The 19,359-nt window shown below is 73.2% G+C and carries 5 protein-coding genes; 4 read left to right on the top strand and 1 reads right to left on the bottom strand.

Going from position 1 to position 19,359, the window contains the following annotated elements:
- Positions 1-4,393: SDR family NAD(P)-dependent oxidoreductase (locus ACWDBB_RS35135; protein ID WP_449793465.1), on the top strand; the 4,393-nt coding region annotated here is incomplete at its 5' end.
- Between the two features lie 252 nt (positions 4,394-4,645).
- On the opposite strand, the gene ACWDBB_RS35130 is transcribed toward ACWDBB_RS35135, so the two are convergent.
- Positions 4,646-7,552, bottom strand: coding sequence for an ATP-binding protein (locus tag ACWDBB_RS35130; protein ID WP_449793464.1), 2,907 nt, complete (start codon positions 7,550-7,552; stop codon positions 4,646-4,648).
- Between the two features lie 629 nt (positions 7,553-8,181).
- On the opposite strand from ACWDBB_RS35130, the gene ACWDBB_RS35125 reads away from it, so the two are divergent.
- The 3 genes from ACWDBB_RS35125 to ACWDBB_RS35115 all read left to right on the top strand — a co-directional run.
- A complete protein-coding gene (locus ACWDBB_RS35125) occupies positions 8,182-13,632 on the top strand; it encodes an SDR family NAD(P)-dependent oxidoreductase (RefSeq protein ID WP_449793463.1) in 5,451 nt (1,816 codons plus the stop codon).
- Positions 13,632-18,383 carry a type I polyketide synthase gene (locus ACWDBB_RS35120; RefSeq protein WP_449793466.1) on the top strand — a complete coding sequence of 1,584 codons (4,752 nt, stop codon included), beginning with the start codon at positions 13,632-13,634 and terminating at the stop codon, positions 18,381-18,383. The genes ACWDBB_RS35125 and ACWDBB_RS35120 overlap by 1 nt, the downstream gene beginning before the upstream one ends.
- Positions 18,384-18,455: 72 nt before the next feature.
- Positions 18,456-19,359 (top strand): beta-ketoacyl synthase N-terminal-like domain-containing protein (locus tag ACWDBB_RS35115; RefSeq protein ID WP_392884562.1); only part of this gene is annotated, 904 nt, incomplete at its 3' end.

Here is a 19,359-nt window from a genome sequence, read left to right as displayed (position 1 = left end):
GGCCGCCGATGTCGACGTGGTCGAGGCGCACGGTACCGGTACCACGCTGGGCGACCCGATCGAGGCGCAGGCGCTGCTGGCCACCTACGGTCAGGGCCGCTCGGCGGATCGGCCGTTGTGGTTGGGGTCGGTCAAGTCGAACATCGGTCACACCCAGGCGGCGGCCGGTGTGGCCGGGGTGATCAAGATGGTGCAGGCGATGCGCCACGGTGTGCTGCCCAAGACCCTGCACGTGGACGAGCCCTCCGGCAAGGTGGACTGGTCGGCGGGCGAGGTCCGGTTGCTGACCGAGGCCCGGGCCTGGCCCGAGGTCGAGCGGCCGCGCCGGGCCGGGATCTCCTCCTTCGGGATCAGCGGCACCAACGCCCACACCATCATCGAGGCCGTCACCGAGCAGGTCGCCGAGCCGGCGGGTACCGAGGCCCCGCTGTTGCCCGTCCTGCTCTCCGGGGCCACCCCGGAGGCGCTCTCGGCCCAGGCGGCGAAGCTGACCGCCCTGGTGGACGCGCCGATCGCCGACCTCGCCTTCTCGTTGGCCACCGGCCGCTCCGAGCTCGGCCACCGGGCCGCGCTGATAGCCCGTGACCGGGACGAACTGGCCGTGGGGCTGACCGCGTTGACGGCCGGTGAGGCAGCGCCCGGCGTGCTGCGCGGCAAGCCGGTGGCCGGCAAGCTCGCCTTCCTGTTCACCGGGCAGGGCGCGCAACGCCCGGGCATGGGCCGTGAGTTGTACCAGCGCCACCCGGTCTTCCGACGCGCGTTGGACGAGGTCTGCGGCCAGCTGGACACGCACCTCGACCGTCCGCTGCGGGAGCTGATCTTCGATCAGGATGCCGAGCTGCTCGACCAGACCCGATACACCCAGAGCGCCCTGTTCGCCCTGGAGGTCGCGCTCTTCCGGCTGCTGGAGTCCTGGGGCATCAGGCCGGACTTCCTGGCCGGGCACTCCATCGGCGAGCTGACTGCCGCCCACGTCGCGGGCGTGCTGAGCCTTCATGACGCCGCCCGCCTGGTCGCGGCCCGGGGCCGCCTGATGCAGGCACTGCCCGTCGGTGGTGCGATGCTGGCCGTCGACGCCACCGAGGAGGAGGTGCTGCCGCACCTCGGGGAGGCCGTGAGCATCGCCGCCGTCAACGGGCCGAACGCCGTCGTGGTGTCCGGTGCGGAGGAGGCGGTGGCCGCCTTCGAGGCCGCCTTCACTCACCGCAGGACCAAGCGCCTGCGGGTCAGCCACGCGTTCCACTCGCCGTTGATGGACCCGATCCTGGCGGAGTTCGCCGAGGTCGCGCGCACTCTTGAGTTCGCCCCGCCGACCGTGCCGATCGTCTCCAACCTGACCGGCGAGCGGGCCACCACCGAAGAGCTGACCTCACCCGAGTACTGGGTGCGACACGTGCGCGAGGCCGTCCGCTTCGCCGACGGGATCCGCACCCTGGAGGCCGAGCAGGTCCGCACCTTCCTGGAACTGGGCCCCGACGCGGTGCTCTCCACCATGGGCACGCACTGCCTGGCCGACCCCGAGCGCTCGGCGCTGATCTCCGTGCTGCGCCGGGACAAGGAGGAACCCCTGGCCCTGGCCACGGCGTTGGGCGCGCTGCAGGTGCGCGGCGTCCCGATCGACTGGGAGCGGCTCTACGGCGGTACGGCGGTGCGCCGGATCGACCTGCCGACGTACGCCTTCCAGCGCCGACGGCTCTGGTTGGAGGACGGACCGTCAGGGCCGAGCGAGGCGGCCGGCTTCGGCCAGGCGGCGGCCGGGCACCCGCTGCTCGGTGCCGAGCTCAGGCTGGCGGAGAGCGACACCACCGTGCTGACCGGACGCCTCTCGCTGAGCACCCACCCGTGGCTGGCCGAGCACGCCGTCGCCGACGTGGCGCTGCTGCCCGGCAGTGCCTTCGTGGAACTGGCGGTCCAGGCGGGCGACCGGGTGGGCAACACCCTGGTCGAGGAGTTGACCATCGAACGGCCGCTGGTGCTGCCCGCGCAGGGCGGGATCCAGCTCCAGGTGGTCACCGGCGCCGATGACGGATCCGGGCGCCGCCCGGTCACCGTGCACGCCCGCATCGAGGAGAGCGGCGCCGCATGGACCAGGCACGCCACCGGCGTCCTGGCCCCGCTGAGCGCGCCGGAACCCGCCGCGCTTCAGGCCTGGCCGCCGACCGGTGCCGTGCCCGTCGACCTCGACGGCAGCTACGACCGCCTCGCCGACCAGGGTTACGGCTACGGCCCGTTGTTCCGCTGCCTGCGGGCCGCCTGGCGGCTGGGCGAGGAGGTCTACGCAGAGCTCGCCCTACCCGAGGAGGCCGAGCAGACCGGATTCGGCCTGCACCCCGCACTGCTCGACTCCGCGCTGCACGCCATCGACCTGCTGGACGGCCAGGACCCGACGGTGATGACCCTGCCGTTCTCCTGGGAGGGCGTGGCGTTGTACGCGGCGGGTGCCTCGGCCCTGCGGCTGCGGCTCACCCCGCAGAGCACCGAGCAGCTGAGCCTGCAGCTCTTCGACGGCGCCGGCGCAGCAGTCGCCGTGGTGTCGGCGCTGCGGATCCGGCAGGTGTTCGCCGAGCAGCTGAACGCGGCCGCGGCCGCGGTCACGGCCGCCTCGGGCTCCGGCGACCTGTTCGAACTGCACTGGGTGCCGGTGCCGTTGGCGGCTCTCCAACAGGACGAAGCGCAGCTCGAACCGGACACCGTGACCATCACCGTCGACGGCGTTCCGCGCGCTCCGGCCCAGGCCGGTCAGGCTGCTCACCGCGCCCTGGCCGTCCTCCAGGAGCGGCTCGCCGAGGACCGTGCCGAGGGCGCGCCGCTGGTGGTCGTCACCCGGGGTGCGGTGGGCGTGGACGGCGCGCCGGACCCCGCGCAGGCCGGTATCTGGGGTCTGGTGCGCGCGGCGGCTGTCGAACACCCCGACCGTCTGGTCCTGGCCGATCTCGACGAGGATCCCGCCTCCGAGGCCGCCCTGGCGGCGGCGGTGGCCACCGGGGAACCGGAGTTGGCGCTGCGGGCCGGTCAGGCGTACGTCCCGAGGCTGGCCGAGGCCACGGCCTTCGAGCGCGTCAGCCCGCTGGACCCGCAGGGCACCGTGCTCATCACGGGCGGTACCGGCAGCCTCGGCCGCCTGCTCGCCCGGCACCTGGTGGGCGAGCACGGCGTCCGGCACCTGTTGCTGACCAGCCGCACCGGGGTCCTGCCAACGGAGCTGGCGGACCTGGCCGAGCTGGGCGCGACCGTGACGGTGGCCGCCTGCGACGCCGCCGACCGTGAGGCCATGGCCGCGCTGCTCGACGACATCCCCGTCGAGCACCCGCTGACGGCGGTGGTGCACGCCGCCGGGGTCCTGGACGACGCTCTGATCTCGGCGCTCACCGATGAGCGCCTGGACGCGGTGCTGCGGCCCAAGGCGGACGCGGCCTGGCACCTGCACGAGCTGACTGCGGGCCTGGACCTGGCCGCCTTCGTCCTGTTCTCCTCGGCCGCCGCCACCCTCGGGGCCGCCGGGCAGGGCAACTACGCGGCGGCCAACGCCTTCCTGGACGCCCTGGCCGCCCAGCGGCGCTCGGCCGGACTCCCCGCGCTCTCGCTCGGCTGGGGCCTGTGGGACACCGGCTCCGGGATGGCCGGCTCGCTCGGCGAGGCGGAGCTGCGCCGGCTCTCCCGGGACGGCATCCAGCCGCTGTCCGTCGACCGGGCGCTCGCGCTCTTCGACCGGGCGTTGACCTCGGACCAGTCGCTGCTCCTGCCGATGCGGGTGCAGCCCACCGAGCAGGCGCCCCCGATGGTCCGCGCGCTGGCCGCCCGGACCCCGGCCCGCCGCACCGCCCAGGCGGGGCCGGCCGCGACCGACAAGCCGCAGCTCAGTCCGCTGCCCGAGCGGCTCGCGGCGCTCTCCCCGGTGGAGAGCAGGCAGTTGCTGCTGGAGGTCGTGCGCGGCCACGTTGCCGAGGTGCTCGGACATTCGAGCGCCGAGGCGGTGGATCCGGAGCGCGCGTTCGGTGAGCTGGGTGTGGACTCGCTCTCCGCGCTGGAATTGCGTAACCGGATCAGCGCCGACACCGGCCTGCGCCTGTCCTCCACCCTCACCTTCGACTACCCGACCCCGGTGGCCATCGTCGACCACCTCTTCGACGAGCTGGTCGAAGACGTGGACGGTGTGCCGGATGTCGAAGCCGAGGTGATCCGACTGGAGTCCCTGCTGGAAGCAGCCGCTTCGGCCAGCTCGGTCAACGAGGAGCAGCGCTCCCGGGTGGCCCTGCGCCTGCGCGCCCTGACCGCCAGGTGGGCCGGCGACCTGCACCCGGAGGCAGCCGACCAGGGCGGCCCGGAGCTGGACACGGCCACCGCCGACGAGCTCTTCGATCTCCTCGACGACGAGCTCGGCAAGTTCGACTAGCAGGACCGGGGGGTCTGCCCGGCGGGATCGCGCCGAGCAGACCCCCCGGAGGCCGCGAGGCGGTGCCGGTGGCATCACCGGCACCGCCCTCCCGGCCGCCCGCCTCAGCACGAGCAGCTCGGAATCCCCGGCCCACCCCGACACCCGAAGGAAGCCCTCCCGATGCACCAACGCCAAAGCCGCCGCCGACTGCCCGCGGGGCGGTTCGGACGCGGCGGCTTCGGCGCCGGGCAGCAGGCCTTCCAACAGGCCTTACAGCGCCAACCGGCGCCAGAGCACTGGGAGTTCCCTGGTGGCCACGGCGCGCTGGCGAGGGCGGTGATTGGTGGCCGACTGGTGCTCGGGCAGCGCGGTGATCTGTCGTTCCAGGAGCTTGGACGGCAGTTCGGTGCGGCTGGCGACGTTCAACTTCCGGTACACGCGGGTGAGGTGCTGTTCGACCGTGCTGACCGTCACATGGATGCGGCCGCTGATCTCACGGTTGGTGTATCCGAGCGCGGCCAGGACGGCGACCCGGCTCTCCGCGTCGCTGAGCAGCGAGGCGAGGTCGGCAATCGGGGTGGCTGCGGGGCCGGCGGCGGGCGAGGGGGTGGCAGGGGAGTCGGCGGGCACCGGTTCGTTCTGCGGCATCCCGCCGTCCGCCGCCGCCTGCGGCTCGCCGTCGCCGGCCTCCTGGGCGGCTTGACGCTCAATCAGGCGGGCTCTGGCGTAGTCGCCCAGCTCGTAGTAGGTGGCGGACAGGTCGGCGAAGGCCAGCGCGAGTTCCAGCCGGTCGCCGTAGGCCTGCAGCAGGTCGATCGACTCGCGCAGCAGCGCGGTGCGATGCCGCGGCTGGCTGGTGCCGGCCAGTACCCGCAGGGCGATCGCCCGCGAGCGGGTGCCCAGTGGGTGGCGCTGCCCGGCCTGCTCCTCCGCCAGCTCCTTGGCGACCCGGGTGTTGCCGATCCGCAGGTTGGCCTGGGCGAGGTCGGTGCGCCAGGGGACCATCGGCTGCAGGGAGGGGCTGCGGTCGCGCATCAGGTGCCCGCAGGTCTCGAAGTCGTTCAGCGCCGCGAACGGCCGGTCGGTGGACAGGTAGTGGTGTCCCCGGGCGCGCAGGTACTGCACGCCGAAGCTGGTGTTGAACATGCTGTCCGGCACCTTGCGCCGCAGCAGCTGCGCCGCGGTCTCGTGCCGGCCCATGGCCGTGTTGGCGGAGATCGCCGTCGACAGTGGCAGGCCGATCAGGACACCCCAGGCCTGGGAGTGCAGCAGTTCGAGCGCCTCGGTGGCCTTGGCCTCCGCGGTGCCCGGATCACCCTGCAGCAGGGCGATCTCGGCTCGGATGCCGAGCAGCAGCGCCTGCCAGGTGGTCCACCCGCGCCGCACCGAGTCGCTCAGCAGCGCCTCGCAGACCTCGATCGCGGTCTGGACCTGGCCGGTGAAGGCGATGACCAGCAGAGAGATGACCGTCAGTTCCAGTTTCAGGTCGCTGACCTGGTCGCTGTACAGGGCCTCGGTCACCTGCGCCACCGACGCGGCGCTGACGCTTCCACCGACCAGCAGGGCCACCGTGGCCCACAGGGTGTTCACCTTGCCCGTGGTGGCCTGTTCCAGGGTAGCCATCTTGGCGAGGTCACTGCGGTGGCTGACCTGGGGCACGCCGAAGAAGCAGTGCCGGACGAACTCCACCTCGGCCAGCACGTGGGCGTCGCCCGGGGCGAGCGAGGCGGCCAACGCGGTCACAGCCTCGTCGGCGAGGCCGGTCTCGCCCTGCCAGAGCATGTGCCGCACCACGGTGGCCGCGTCCCGCGCTTCCAGGTCATCGCCCAGCACGCGCCGGTGGAGCGGATTGAGGTGCGGGGTCACGGCGGCCGGGTTCACCCGCCACTCCGCCCGCGCCAGCGCGGTGGAGAGGGCGTGCCGTTCGTGCTCGTCCGCGGACTCGCGCAGGGCCAGGCGCAGGTAGCCGGTGGACCGTTCGACGTCGTCCGCGGCCAGCGCCTGCTCGGAGGCCAGCCGCAGCACCGACAAGCCCCAGGGCTCGTCGACCCGGCCCGCGGCCATGAGGTGGTGGGTCACCACGGGTGCGGGCGCCCCGTCCAGATAGAGCAGTCGGGCGACCCTGCCGTGCAGCTGCGAGCGCTCGCGGGGATCGAGGTCGCTCAACACCGCGTTGGCGGCGGCGGGCAGGCGGAAGCGGTAGCCGTCGAGCAGGCCGGTGGAGCTCAGCACGTCGACCACGACCTGCACCGCGTCAGGGCCGGCCGACAGCAGCAGCGCGGCGGTCCGGGCGTTGGCGTGGTCGCCGAGCGCGGCCAGCGCCCTGGCGACGGAGAGGTGTCTGGGCTCGCCTCGGTAGAGGAAGGCCAGCACCGCGTGCCGGTAGGCGATGCTCGGCACGGGCTCACCGAGTTCGGTGCCGAACTGGGTGCCGTCGTCCAGGAGGGCGTGCATCAGCATGGGGTTTCCGCCGGTCACCTGGTGGTAGGTGGCGCTGATCTCGGCGGGCACCGGCCGGTTGGCCTGGGCGGCGAGCATCCGGGCCACGCCCTGCTCGGACAGTGGCGCCAGCCGGACCCGGTGGTGTGGTTGGCGGCTGAGGCCGTCGTGGATGAGCGGGTTCGGCAGCGCGCACTGCTCCCAGCCGGCACAGAGCACCGTGATCCGCTTGTTCCTGATCCGCCGCAGGAGGTACAGCAGGGTCTGAAGGGACTGGGTGTCCAGGAGGTGGGCGTCGTCGATGACGATGGCCAGGGGACGTTCCCTGGCTAACTCCAAGATCGGTGCGGACACGGCTTGGAGAAGGGCTTCCGGGGCGTATTGTGTGCTGCCGTGGTCCGGTCGACCCGATGCCGTTCGGTATCCGGCACCTGACGCTGAGTTGACTTCGATGTCAGGCTGTAATGAGCCTTCCAGGACATCCGTCGGGAGCTCGCCGCTGTGCAGGAGTTCCCGGATGGCGCTCATCGGCTGGGCCCGCTTCTGAGGGGAGCCGAGGGTGGTCAGCAGCCCGGCGCCGGTCTTGCCCGCGGCGTTTGCGAACTCGTGGAGCAGCTTGGTCTTTCCGACCCCCGGGCCGCCGGTGACGATGACAAGCTGCCCCGCTCCGGCGACGCACTCGGCGAACGCGTCGCGTAGGGTCTCAAGTTCTCGATGGCGCTCGAATAGGCGCACCATGACCTCCCCCGTAATGGCCTCCCCCGTGGCCATTGTTCTTGAATTGAATCCGCGAAAGACTTTACCGGGGACGTCCACCCTTATGGATCCCCTTGGGTAATATCTTTGCTGTTTGACGACAATTGCTGGAAACGCGGAAGTGAAATCTTCTCTACAGCAGAAAGTCGCCTGCTGCCATCATTGGAATTGCCTGCCCCGTCGGCGTTTCGCGTGGCGTGGGCGGCAGGGATGGCGCTGTTGTCTTGGACTGGTCCAGACCTCCCGGGGTCGGGCGGGCTTGCCCGGATGCTCCGGGTCGATCGTGGACTTGTGGCTGCTCAGGGGAACACTTCCCGTTCCCTAGAGTCGACTTGACGTTATGTTTGGTACACCAGTGTTGTCAACATCGGTCTCGCCGGCTGGTCGGCGGCGGGCGATCCGCGCAGGTCCGCTGGTGGTGGCCGCCATGTCGGCGGGCCAATCGGCGCGGCAATCGACATGCTTCGGAAAGCGGGGGCCGGTTCGCTCCAGGGGGCAGTAGGGGGTGACCCCGACACCCCCTGATCCCTAGCCTCCCAAAGGCGGGGACATGGACCGACGAGCCGGGATCCCGCGTTTCCGAAGGCATCGATCCCGATCGGATGACTGCGTTGGCGAACAACGAGGACCGACTGCTCGACTATCTCAGGCGAACCACTTCGGATCTGCGCGAGACGCGGCGCAGGCTGCGCGAGTCGGAGTACCGCGCGCACGAGCCGATCGCGATCGTGGGGATGGCCTGCCGGTATCCCGGCGGGGTCGCCACGCCCGAGCAACTGTGGGACCTGGTGGCCGCCGGTGCCGACGCGGTGTCGGACTTCCCGGCCGACCGGGGCTGGGACGTCGAGTCACTGTACGACCCCGACCCCGCGCGGGCGGGCAAGACCTACGCCCGGACCGGGGCGTTCCTGCACGACGCCGCCGACTTCGACCCGGACTTCTTCGGCATCTCGCCGCGCGAGGCGCTGGCGATGGATCCGCAGCAGCGGCTGCTCCTGGAGACCTCCCACGAGGCCTTCGAGGACGCCGGCATCGTCCCCGCGGCGCTGCGCGGCTCTCGTACCGGCGTCTTCGTCGGCGTCATGTACAACGACTACGCGACCCGGCTGCTCTCGGTTCCGGACGACCTCGACGGCTATCTGGCCAACGGCAGTGCCGCCAGCGTGGCCTCGGGCCGGGTGGCCTACACCTTCGGCCTGGAAGGGCCCGCCGTCACCGTCGACACGGCCTGCTCGTCCTCGCTGGTGGCACTGCACTGGGCGGTCAAGGCGCTGCAGTCGGGCGAGTGCACGCTGGCGCTGGCGGGCGGGGTGACCGTGATGTCCACCCCCGAGACCTTCATTGACTTCAGCCGGCAGCGCGGCCTGGCCCCCGACGGCCGCTGCAAGGCCTTCGCCGAGGGCGCCGACGGCACCGGCTGGGGCGAGGGCGCGGGCATGCTGCTGGTCGAGCGGCTCTCCGACGCCCAGCGGCTCGGCCACCGGGTGCTGGCCGTGGTCAAGGGCACCGCGATCAACTCCGACGGAGCCAGCAGCAGGCTCACCGCACCCAACGGCCCCTCCCAGCAGCGGGTGATCAAGCAGGCGTTGGCGAGCGCCGGCGTCTCCCCGGCGGACGTCGACGTGGTCGAGGCGCACGGCACCGGTACCGCGCTGGGCGACCCGATCGAGGCCCAGGCCCTGCTCGCGGCCTACGGCCAGGACCGGCCCGAGGGCCGGCCGCTGTGGCTCGGCTCGATCAAGTCCAACCTCGGGCACACCCAGGCCGCCGCGGGCGTGGCCGGGGTGATCAAGATGGTGCAGGCGATGCGGCACGGCGAACTGCCCAAGACCCTGCACGTGGACCGCCCCTCCACCCAGGTGGACTGGACGGCGGGCGAGGTCCGGCTGCTGACCGAGGCCCAGGAGTGGCCCGAGAGCGGACGGCCCCGGCGAGCGGCGGTCTCCTCGTTCGGGATCAGCGGCACCAACGCGCACGTGGTCCTCGAACAGGCCCCGGCGCTCGAACCGCAGACCGAGGCGGACAGCGAGCCGCAGGCCGGGGCGCAGGACGAGGCGGAGACCGCGAAGAGCCAGGCGCAGAGCGCCGACGCCCCGGCGGTGACCCCCGCACCGCGACTGGACGCCGTCCCGTGGCTCCTGTCGGCGCGCACCCCCGAGGCGCTTGCCGAGCAGAAGGGCCGGCTACACGCCTGGGTCGAGGCCCGCCCCGAGCTGGACCCGGCCGAGGTGGCCTTCTCGCTGGCCTGCACCCGCTCCTCCTGGGAGCACCGCGCGGTGGCCGTCGGCGGCTCCACCGAGGAGCTGCTGGCAGCCCTGGTCCTGGCTGCGGGCACCGCGGTCGGCAACGGGAAACTGGCGTTCCTCTTCACTGGGCAGGGCTCGCAGCGCCTTGGCATGGGGCGGGAGCTGTACCGGGCGTTCCCGGTCTTCGCGGCCGCCTTCGACGAGGTATCCGCCTTGCTGGACCCGGAGCTGGAGATCCCGCTTGCCCGGGTGATCGAGGCGGAGCCGCAGCTGCTGAACCGCACCGACTACGCCCAGGCGGCGATCTTCGCCGTCGAGGTGGCACTCTTCAGACTCGTGGAGTCGCTGGGCGTGTGCCCCGACTACCTGGTCGGCCACTCGGTCGGCGAGCTGGCCGCCGCGCACGTCTCCGGCGTGCTGTCGCTGGAGGGCGCGGCCGCCATGGTGCTGGCGCGCGGCGGCCTGATGAGCCGGCTGCCCGCGGGTGGCGCGATGGTGGCGATCCGGGCCACTGAGGCCGAGGTGCTGCCGCTGCTCTGTGAGCGGGTGGGCCTGGCCGCGGTCAACGGGCCGCGCTCGGTGGTGGTCTCGGGCGAGGAGGAGGCGGTGCTGGCGCTCGCCGCCCGGTTCGGGAAGAGCACCCGCCTGACCGTCTCGCACGCCTTCCACTCCCCGCTGATGGAGCCGATGCAGGCCGAGTTCGCCCTCGTCGCCAAGGCGCAGTCCTACGGCGCGCCGGGCATCCCGATCGTCTCCACGCTGACCGGCGCCCTGGCCGGCGCCGAGGAGCTCGGCTCGCCGGACTACTGGGTCGACCACGTCCGCCGACCCGTGCGGTTCGAGCCGGCGCTGCGCGCGCTTGCGGCCCTGGGCGTGCGCAGGCTCCTGGAACTGGGACCGGACGCGGTGCTGACCGCTATGGCGCAGGACTGCCTCGACGGTGACTTGGTGGCCGCCGCGACGATGCGCCGCGACTCGGCCGAGACGAGGGAGCTGCTGGGCGGCCTGGGGCGGTTGCACGCCGACGGCGTGCCGGTCGACTGGGCCGCACTTTTCGAAGGCCGTCGCCCGAACCGGGTCGACCTGCCGCTCTACCCGTTCCAGCGCACCAGGCTCTGGTTGGAGGCCACCGCCGCCGGCGGCGACCCGAGCGGCCTCGGTCAGCTCCCCGTCGAGCACCCGCTGCTGGCCGCGGCGACCGAACTGCCCGATTCGGGCGGGCTGGTGCTGACCGGGCGGCTCTCCCGCTCAGCCCAGCCCTGGCTGGCCGACCACGCCGTGCACGGCACGGTGCTGCTGCCCGGTACGGCCCTGGTGGAGCTGGCGATCCAGGCCGGCGACCGGGTCGGCTGCGCCCTGCTGGAGGAGTTGACGCTCCAGGCGCCGCTGACCTTGCCGGAGCAGGGCGCGGTGGCGGTGCAGGTCGCGGTCGGCGCCGAGGACGCCGGGCGGCGCACGGTCGCGGTGTACTCCCGGCCCGCGGACGCGCCGGACGCTCCGTGGAGTCAGAACGCCGGCGGACTGCTCACCAGCGCCGCTGAGGAGCCGCAGTTCGACCTACGGGTCTGGCCGCCCGAAGGGGCCGAACCCGTTGAGCTGGGCGAGCTCTATCCCAGGCTCATCGGGGTCGGCTACGGCTACGGCGAGGTGTTCCAGGGACTGCGCGCGGCGTGGCGGCGCGGCGAGGACCTGTTCGCCGAGGCCGCCCTGCCCGACCGTGCCCGGGCCACGGCCGCCGCCTTCGGTCTGCACCCGGCGCTGTTGGACGCGGCCCTGCACGTCAACCTGATCGACTTGGGTGACGGCCAGGCGGTGCTGCCGTTCAGCTGGGGCGGGGTCTCCCTGCACGCCGGCGGGGCCGGTGAGTTGCGGCTGCACGTCGCCAAGGCCGGCCAGGACGCAGTCTCGCTGGCGGTCGCGGACGGCACCGGCGCGCCGGTGGCCACCGTTCGCACGCTGGTGGCCCGCCCGGTCTCGGCGGGGCAACTGGCCGCCGGCCCGGGGGAGTCGCTCTTCCGCCTGGAGCAGGTTCCGCTCGACCCCGCCACGGCCGAAGCCCTGCCCGCGGACGTCGTGGTCTGCGGCCCCGACGACCTCGCTCTCGGCGTGCCGGTCCACCCGGACCTGGCGTCGATCGAGGCAGCGCCGAGCCTGATCGTCCTGCCGGCGGCCACGGTCGCCGGTGAGGTGCCCGCCGCGGTGCACGGGAGTGTCGGCGAGACCTTCGCCGTCCTCGGGGCCTTCCTCGCCGACCGGCGCTTCGACCACTCCCGGCTGGCGGTGGTGATCCGGGCCGGTGAGCTCGCCCACGCGCCGCTGGCCGGACTGGTGCGGGCCGCCGAGTCGGAGAACCCCGGTCGCTTCCTGCTGGTGGACAGCGACGGCACTGCGGGCCTGACCGCCGCGCTGGCCTGCGGCGAGCCCGAGGTCGCGGTGCGCGAGGGGAAGCTGTCGGTGCCCAGGCTCGCCAGGGCGAATCCGGCGCAGCCGCCGAAGTTCGACCCCGAGGCGTACGTGCTGATCACCGGCGGCCTCGGCGGCCTGGGACAGCTGATCGCCCGTCACCTCGCGGGCTCCCACGGCGTCCGGCGGCTGCTGCTGACGAGTCGGCGTGGCGCGGACACCCCCGGCGCGGCCGAGCTGAGGGCCGAGCTCGAAGGGCTCGGCGCCGAGGTCGCGCTGGCGAGCTGCGACGCGGCCGACCGCGGCCAACTCGCGGAGCTGCTGGGCCGCTACCAGGTCGGCGCCGTGGTGCACTCGGCCGGCGTGGTCGACAACGGGATGCTCGCCGCGCTCAGCCCCGAGCAGGTCGAGCGGGTGCTGCGGCCCAAGGTGGACGCCGCCTGGAACCTGCACGAACTCACGCAGGACCGCGAGCTCAGCGCCTTCGTGCTGTTCTCCTCCACCGCCGGCCTGCTGGTCGGTGGCGGCCAGTCCAACTACGCGGCCGCCAATGCCTTCCTGGACGGCCTCGCGGCCCACCGCAGGGCCGTCGGGCTGCCCGCCGTCTCGATGGCCTGGGGCCTGTGGTCCGAGGTCGGCGGCCTGGCCGACCAGGTGGACGCCGCCGATCTGGAGCGGATGCACCGGATGGGCCTGCCACCGCTGCCCGCCGCCCAGGGCCTGGAGCTGTTCGACGCCGCCCTGGCCGCCGAGGACGCCCTCGTGGTGCCGATGCGACTGGACGTCGCCGCGGTGCGGGCCAGGACCGACGGCGTCCCGACGCTGCTGCGCGGACTGGTCCGCGGCGCCTCGCGCCGCGCCGCCGGCGCCGCGGGCACCTCCCGCGCCGATGCGCAGAGCGGCTGGCGGGAGCGCCTCGCCCCGCTGCCGGACGCCGATCGCGACCGCTTGCTGCTGGAGTTGGTGCTCTCCGGGGTGGCCGCCGTACTCGGCCACACCTCGGCCCAGGCGCTCGACCCGAACAAGGCGTTCCAGGAGATGGGCTTCGACTCGCTGGCGGCGGTCGAACTGCGCAACCTGCTCGGGACGGCCACCGGCCTCTCGCTGCCCGCCACCCTGGTCTTCGACCAGCCGGCACCGGCCGTCCTGACCGCCTACCTCAAGGCCGAACTCGTCCCCGGCCCGGCCGACCAGGCCCGGCTGATGGTCGCCGAGGTCGACCGGCTCGAAGTCGCGCTGACCGCACTGCCGGACCAGGACGGTTCACACGCCCGGATCACCGCGCGCCTCGAAGCGCTGCTGCGGACCTGGCGTGACACCCACAGCGCGGGCGGCGAGGCGCCGGACGACTTCGACACCGCCACCGACGAAGAACTCTTCGCGACGATCGACAACGAATCTGGAGTCCAGTGATGGTAGACCCGGCCAACGTCGACAGGCTCCGCGACTACCTGAAGCGGGCCACCAGCGAGCTGGAGCGCACCCGCCGCCGGGTGCGCGAGCTGGAGGAGCTCAACCGCGAGCCGATCGCGATCATCGGGATGGCCTGCCGCTACCCCGGCGGCATCCGCTCGCCCGAGGACCTCTGGCGGATCGTCAGCGAAGGCGCCGACGTGATCTCCGGCTTCCCGGTGGACCGCGGGTGGGACGTGGAGAACCTCTACGACCCCGAGGTCGGCAAGCCCGGCAAGAGCTACGTGCGCCAGGGCGGCTTCCTGCACGACGCCGCCGAGTGCGACCCCGCGTTCTTCGGCATCAGCCCCAAGGACGCGCCCGGCACCGACCCGCAGCAGCGGATGCTGCTTGAGACCTCCTGGGAGGCATTCGAGCGGGCCGGGATCGACCCGCAGTCGATGAAGGGCACCCGGACCGGCGTCTTCGTCGGCCTGATGCACCACGACTACGTGGGCGGCACCATCTCCGGCAGCATCGTCTCGGGCCGGATCGCCTACACGCTGGGCCTTGAGGGACCCGCGGTCACCATGGACACCGCGTGCTCCGCATCGCTGGTGGCCCTGCACCAGGCGACCCAGTCGCTGCGCCGCGACGAGTGCGAGTTCGCCCTGGTCGGCGGTGCCGCGGTGATGGCCAGCCCCGAGATGTTCATCGAGTTCAGCGAGCGGCGGGCGCTGTCGGCCGACGGGCGCTGCAAGTCCTTCTCCGAGGACGCGGACGGCGCCGCCTGGTCGGAGGGCGCGGGTGTGCTGCTGGTGGAGCGGCTCTCGGACGCCCGGCGCAAGGGGCACCGGGTGCTCGCGGTGATCCGGGGCAGCGCGATCAACCAGGACGGCGCCTCCAACGGCCTGACCGCGCCCAGCGGCCCGGCCCAGATTCGGGTGATCCAGTCGGCGCTGGCCGACGCCCAGTTGTCGCCGAACCAGATCGACGTGGTGGAGGCGCACGGCACCGGCACCAAGCTCGGCGACCCGATCGAGGCCCAGGCGGTCATCGCCGCCTACGGGCAGAACCGGCCCGAGGGCCGGCCGATGTGGCTGGGCTCGATCAAGTCCAACATGGGCCACCCGCAGGCCGCCGCCGGCGTGGCGGGCGTGATCAAGATGGTCATGGCGATGCGCCACGGGGTGCTGCCCAAGTCGCTGCACTCCGAGCGCCGCACCTCCGCGGTGGACTGGTCGGCGGGCGACGTCGAGCTGCTGACCGAGGCCCGGACGTGGCAGACCTACGGTCAGCCGCGCCGCGCCGCCGTCTCGGGCTTCGGGATCAGCGGCACCAACGCGCACACCATCCTCGAAGAGGCCCCGGCCGAGGAAGTGGCGGAGCGGGCGCCGCGCGCCGCCCTACCGGCCGTGCCCTGGGTGCTCTCCGCCAAGACCGCGGAGGCGGTCAAGGACCAGGCGAGCCGGCTGATCGCCGCGGCCGATGACCTCGATGTGCTGGACGTCGGCTTCTCGCTGGCCACCACCCGCGCCCTGCTCACCCACCGCGCCGCGGTGGTCGGCCACGACCGCGCCGAACTGCTGGAGGGGCTGCGCGCGCTGGCCGAGGGCCGGGAGCTGCCGCAGGTCGCCGCCGGCCCCGGTAAGCTCGCCGTGGTCTTCTCCGGCCAGGGCTCCCAGCGCCCCGGCATGGGGCGCGAACTGATCGAGAGCTTCCCCGGGTTCGCCCGTGCCTTCGACGAGATCTGCGCCGAGTTCGACCAGCACCTGGAGCGGCCGCTGCGTGAGGTGGTGCTGGACACCGAGTCCGAGCTGCTGAACCAGACCGTCTTCACCCAGGCCGGCATCTTCGCCTTCGAGGTCGCGCTCTACCGCCTGCTGGAGTCCTGGGGCATCCGCCCCGACCTGCTCGGCGGGCACTCGATCGGCGAGGTGGTCGCCGCCCATGTCGCCGGTGTGCTCTCGCTGAGCGACGCCGTCACCCTGGTCGCCGCGCGCGGCCGGCTGATGCAGGCGCTGCCCACCGGCGGCGCGATGGTCGCCATCCGGGCCGGCGAGGCCGAGGTCGCCCCGCTGCTCACCGAGGGCGCCGACCTCGCCGCGGTCAACGGCGAGCGCGCGGTGGTCGTCTCGGGCGACGAGGAGGCGGTGCTCGCGGTTGCCGCCCGGTTCGAGAAGACCACCAGGCTGAAGGTCTCGCACGCGTTCCACTCGCACCGGATGGACGACATGCTGGAGTCCTTCCGGGCCGTGCTCGACAAGCTGGAGTTCCACCAGCCGCAGCTGCCGGTCGTCTCCAACCTGACCGGATCGCTCGCCGACGAGCTGACCTCGCCCGACTACTGGGTGCGCCACGTACGCGAGGCCGTCCGGTTCCACGACGGTGTACGCACCCTGGCCGCCGAGGGCGTCACCCGGCTGCTGGAGGTGGGCCCGGACTCGGTGCTCACCGGCATGTCCCAGGACATCGTGGCCGAGGTGGTCGCCACCCAGCGTCGGGACCAGGGCGAGGCCAAGGCGCTGCTGACGGCGCTCGGCCGACTGCACGTCAGCGGCCTGAGCCCGGACTGGTCGGCGCTGTTCACCGGCGCCCGCGTGGTGGACCTGCCGACCTACCCCTTCCGGCGCGACCGGCACTGGGAAAACGCCCCGTCCATCACGGCGGCCACCGCCCCGGGCCGCGGCGGCGACGGGGGCGGCGAGTTCTGGGAGCTGGTCCGGGAGCAGGACGTGGCCGCGGTCGCCGCCACCCTCGGCGTGGACGACCAGGCCCCGGTGGCCGCGCTGATGCCGGCGCTGGCCTCCTGGTACGACCAGCGGCAGGCCAACGCCACGGTGGACGGCTGGCGTTACCGCGTCGGCTGGCGGATGCTGCCCGGCTCCGAGGACCGCGCCGCCGCGTTCCGCTGGCTGGCCGTGGTCTCCGAGGACCTGGCCCAGGACCCGTGGGTCGAGGCCGCGCTGGCCGCGCTGCGCGAGCGCGGCCACCAGGTCGAGCTGCTCGCCGTGCCCACGGCCGCGCAGCAGCGCACCGCCCTGGCCGAACTGCTCGATGGTCACGGTGCGGTGGACGGCGTTCTCTCCCTGCTGGCGCTCGACACCCGGGCCGCCGTGACCGCCGCGCTGATCCAGGCACTCGGCGACGCCGGCATCGAGGCCGGGCTGTGGGCCGTCACCCGGGACGCGATGGCTCACGAGTCCTCGGCCCGTCCGAGCGGATTCAGCCAGGCCGAGGTCTGGGGCCTGGGCCGGGTGGCCGCGCTGGAGCACCCCGAGCGCTGGGGTGGCCTGCTCGACCTGCCCGCCGAGCTCGGCCCGCTCACCCTGGCCCGACTCGCCACCGCGCTCACCGCCTACGGCGACGAGGACCAGCTGGTCCTGCGCGAGTCCGGCCTGTTCGCCCGCCGCCTGGAGCACGCGCCGGTGCGGCCCGGTGCCCCGTGGCAGCCCACCGGCACGGTGCTGGTCACCGGCGCCACCGGCGCGGTCGGTGCCCGGGTGGCGAGCTGGCTGGCCGAGCAGGGTGCGGAGCACCTGCTGCTCATCAGCCGCCGTGGCGAGGCAGCGCCCGGCGCCGCCGAACTGCGGCAGGAGCTGGCCGCGACCGGCACCAAGGTCACCTTCGCCGCCTGCGACGCGGCCGACCGCGAGAGCCTGGCCGCGCTGCTGGCCACCGTCCCGGCCGAGCATCCGCTGACCGCCGTGATCCACCTGGCCGGCGTGCTGGACGACGGCGTGCTGGACGCGCTCACCCCCGAGCGCTTCGCCACGGTGCTGCGGCCCAAGGCGCAGGCCGCCCTGAACCTGCACGAGCTCACCGCGGAGCTGGACCTGTCGGCGTTCATCCTGTTCTCCTCGCTCACCGCCACCGTCGGCGGCGCCGGGCAGGCCAACTACGCGGCCGCCAACGCCTTCCTGGACGCGCTGGCCGAGTACCGGCGCGGCGAGGGCCTGGCGGCCTCCTCGATCGCCTGGGGACCGTGGGGTGGCGGCGGCATGGCCGACCACGGCGCCGTGCGTGACGCGGGCCGCAACCTCGGCATCTCGGCGATGAACCCCGACCAGGCGCTGACCGCGCTGCGCCGGGCGCTGGAGAGCGGCGAGACCACGCTGACCGTGGCCGACGTGGACTGGACCAGGTTCGCGCCCGCCTTCGGCGCCGCCCGGCCCAGCCCGCTGCTGGCCGACCTGCCCGAGGTCCAGGGACTGGCGGCGGCCGGCGGCGGTGACAACGCGGTCCCCGACGGCTTCGCCCAGAAGCTGGCCGCCCTGACCGGCGGCGAGCGCAAGCGCGCCCTGGTGGACCTGGTCTGCACCCAGGCCGCCACCGTGCTCGGCTACGGCGCGGCCGGCGGGATCGATCCCAGCACCGCCTTCCGCGACCTCGGCTTCGACTCGCTGACCTCGGTGGACCTGCGCAACCGGCTCAGCACCGCCGCCGGAGTGGCCCTGCCGGCCACGCTGGTCTTCGACTACGCGACGCCCGCCGCGTTGGCCGAGCACCTCGGAACCGAGCTGGGCGAGGGCGAGGACGGCTCCTCGGCCGACCTGCTGCTGGCCGAACTCGACCGGCTGGAGGCCGCGTTCGGTGGGCTGAAGGTCGAGGAGATCGAGCAGGGCCGGTTCACGGCTCGCCTGCAGGCGATGCTCAACGGGCTGACCGAGACCCTGTCCGCGGCCGGCGGCGAGTCGGTCGCAGGGCGGCTGGAGAACGCCTCCGCCGACGACGTCTTCGCCTTCATCGACAACGAGCTCGGCACGGCGTGACGACGTGAGCACGACCGCCGACCCCGCCCCGCACGCCAGGCTGAATCTTCCGCACAGAAGTGGCGACACTCGATGACCAACGATGACAAGCTGCTCGACTATCTCAAGAGGGTCACCGCTGATCTGGCCCAGACCCGGCAGCGGCTGCGCGACGTGGAGACCGAGGAGAAGGAGCCCATCGCCATCGTGGCGATGAGCTGCCGGTTCCCCGGTGGCGTCAGCACTCCCGAGGAGCTCTGGCGGCTGGTCGACGAGGGCACCGATGCCGTCACGGACTTCCCGGACAACCGGGGCTGGGACGGCGCCGCGCTCTACGACCCCGATCCGGACGCGTCCGGCAAGAGCTATGTGCTGCGGGGCGGTTTCCTGCACGGGGCCGCCGACTTCGAGCCGGACTTCTTCGGCATCTCGCCGCGCGAGGCGCTGCTGATGGACCCCCAGCAGCGGCTGCTCCTCGAGGTGGCTTGGGAGGCGCTGGAACGCGGCGGCATCGCGCCGGACTCGGTACGCGGCGCCCGGATCGGGGTGTTCGCGGGCACCAACGGCCAGGACTACCGCGACGTGCTGGCGAAGCTGCCGAAGGACCCCGAGGCGGCGCTCGGCACCGGCGTGCTGGCGGCGGTGATGGCCGGCCGGATCTCCTACACCCTCGGCACCGAGGGGCCCGCGGTCACCATCGACACCGCGTGCTCCTCGGCCCTGGTCGCGCTGCACCTGGCGGTGCAGGCGCTGCGCCAGCGCGAGTGCACGCTGGCGATGGCCGGCGGTGTCTCGGTGATGTCCACCCCGGGAGCGTTCATCGCCTTCAGCCGTCAGCGCGGGCTCTCCCCGGACGGCCGGTGCAAGTCCTTCGCCGACGGGGCGGACGGCACCGGCTGGGGCGAGGGCGCCGGGATGCTGCTGCTGGAGCGGCTCTCGGACGCCCGGCGCAACGGGCACCAGGTGCTGGCCGTCATCCGTGGCTCCGCGGTGAACC

The organism is Kitasatospora sp. NPDC001095, assembly GCF_053598615.1.
This window is presented reverse-complemented; position numbering and strand designations above follow the sequence as displayed.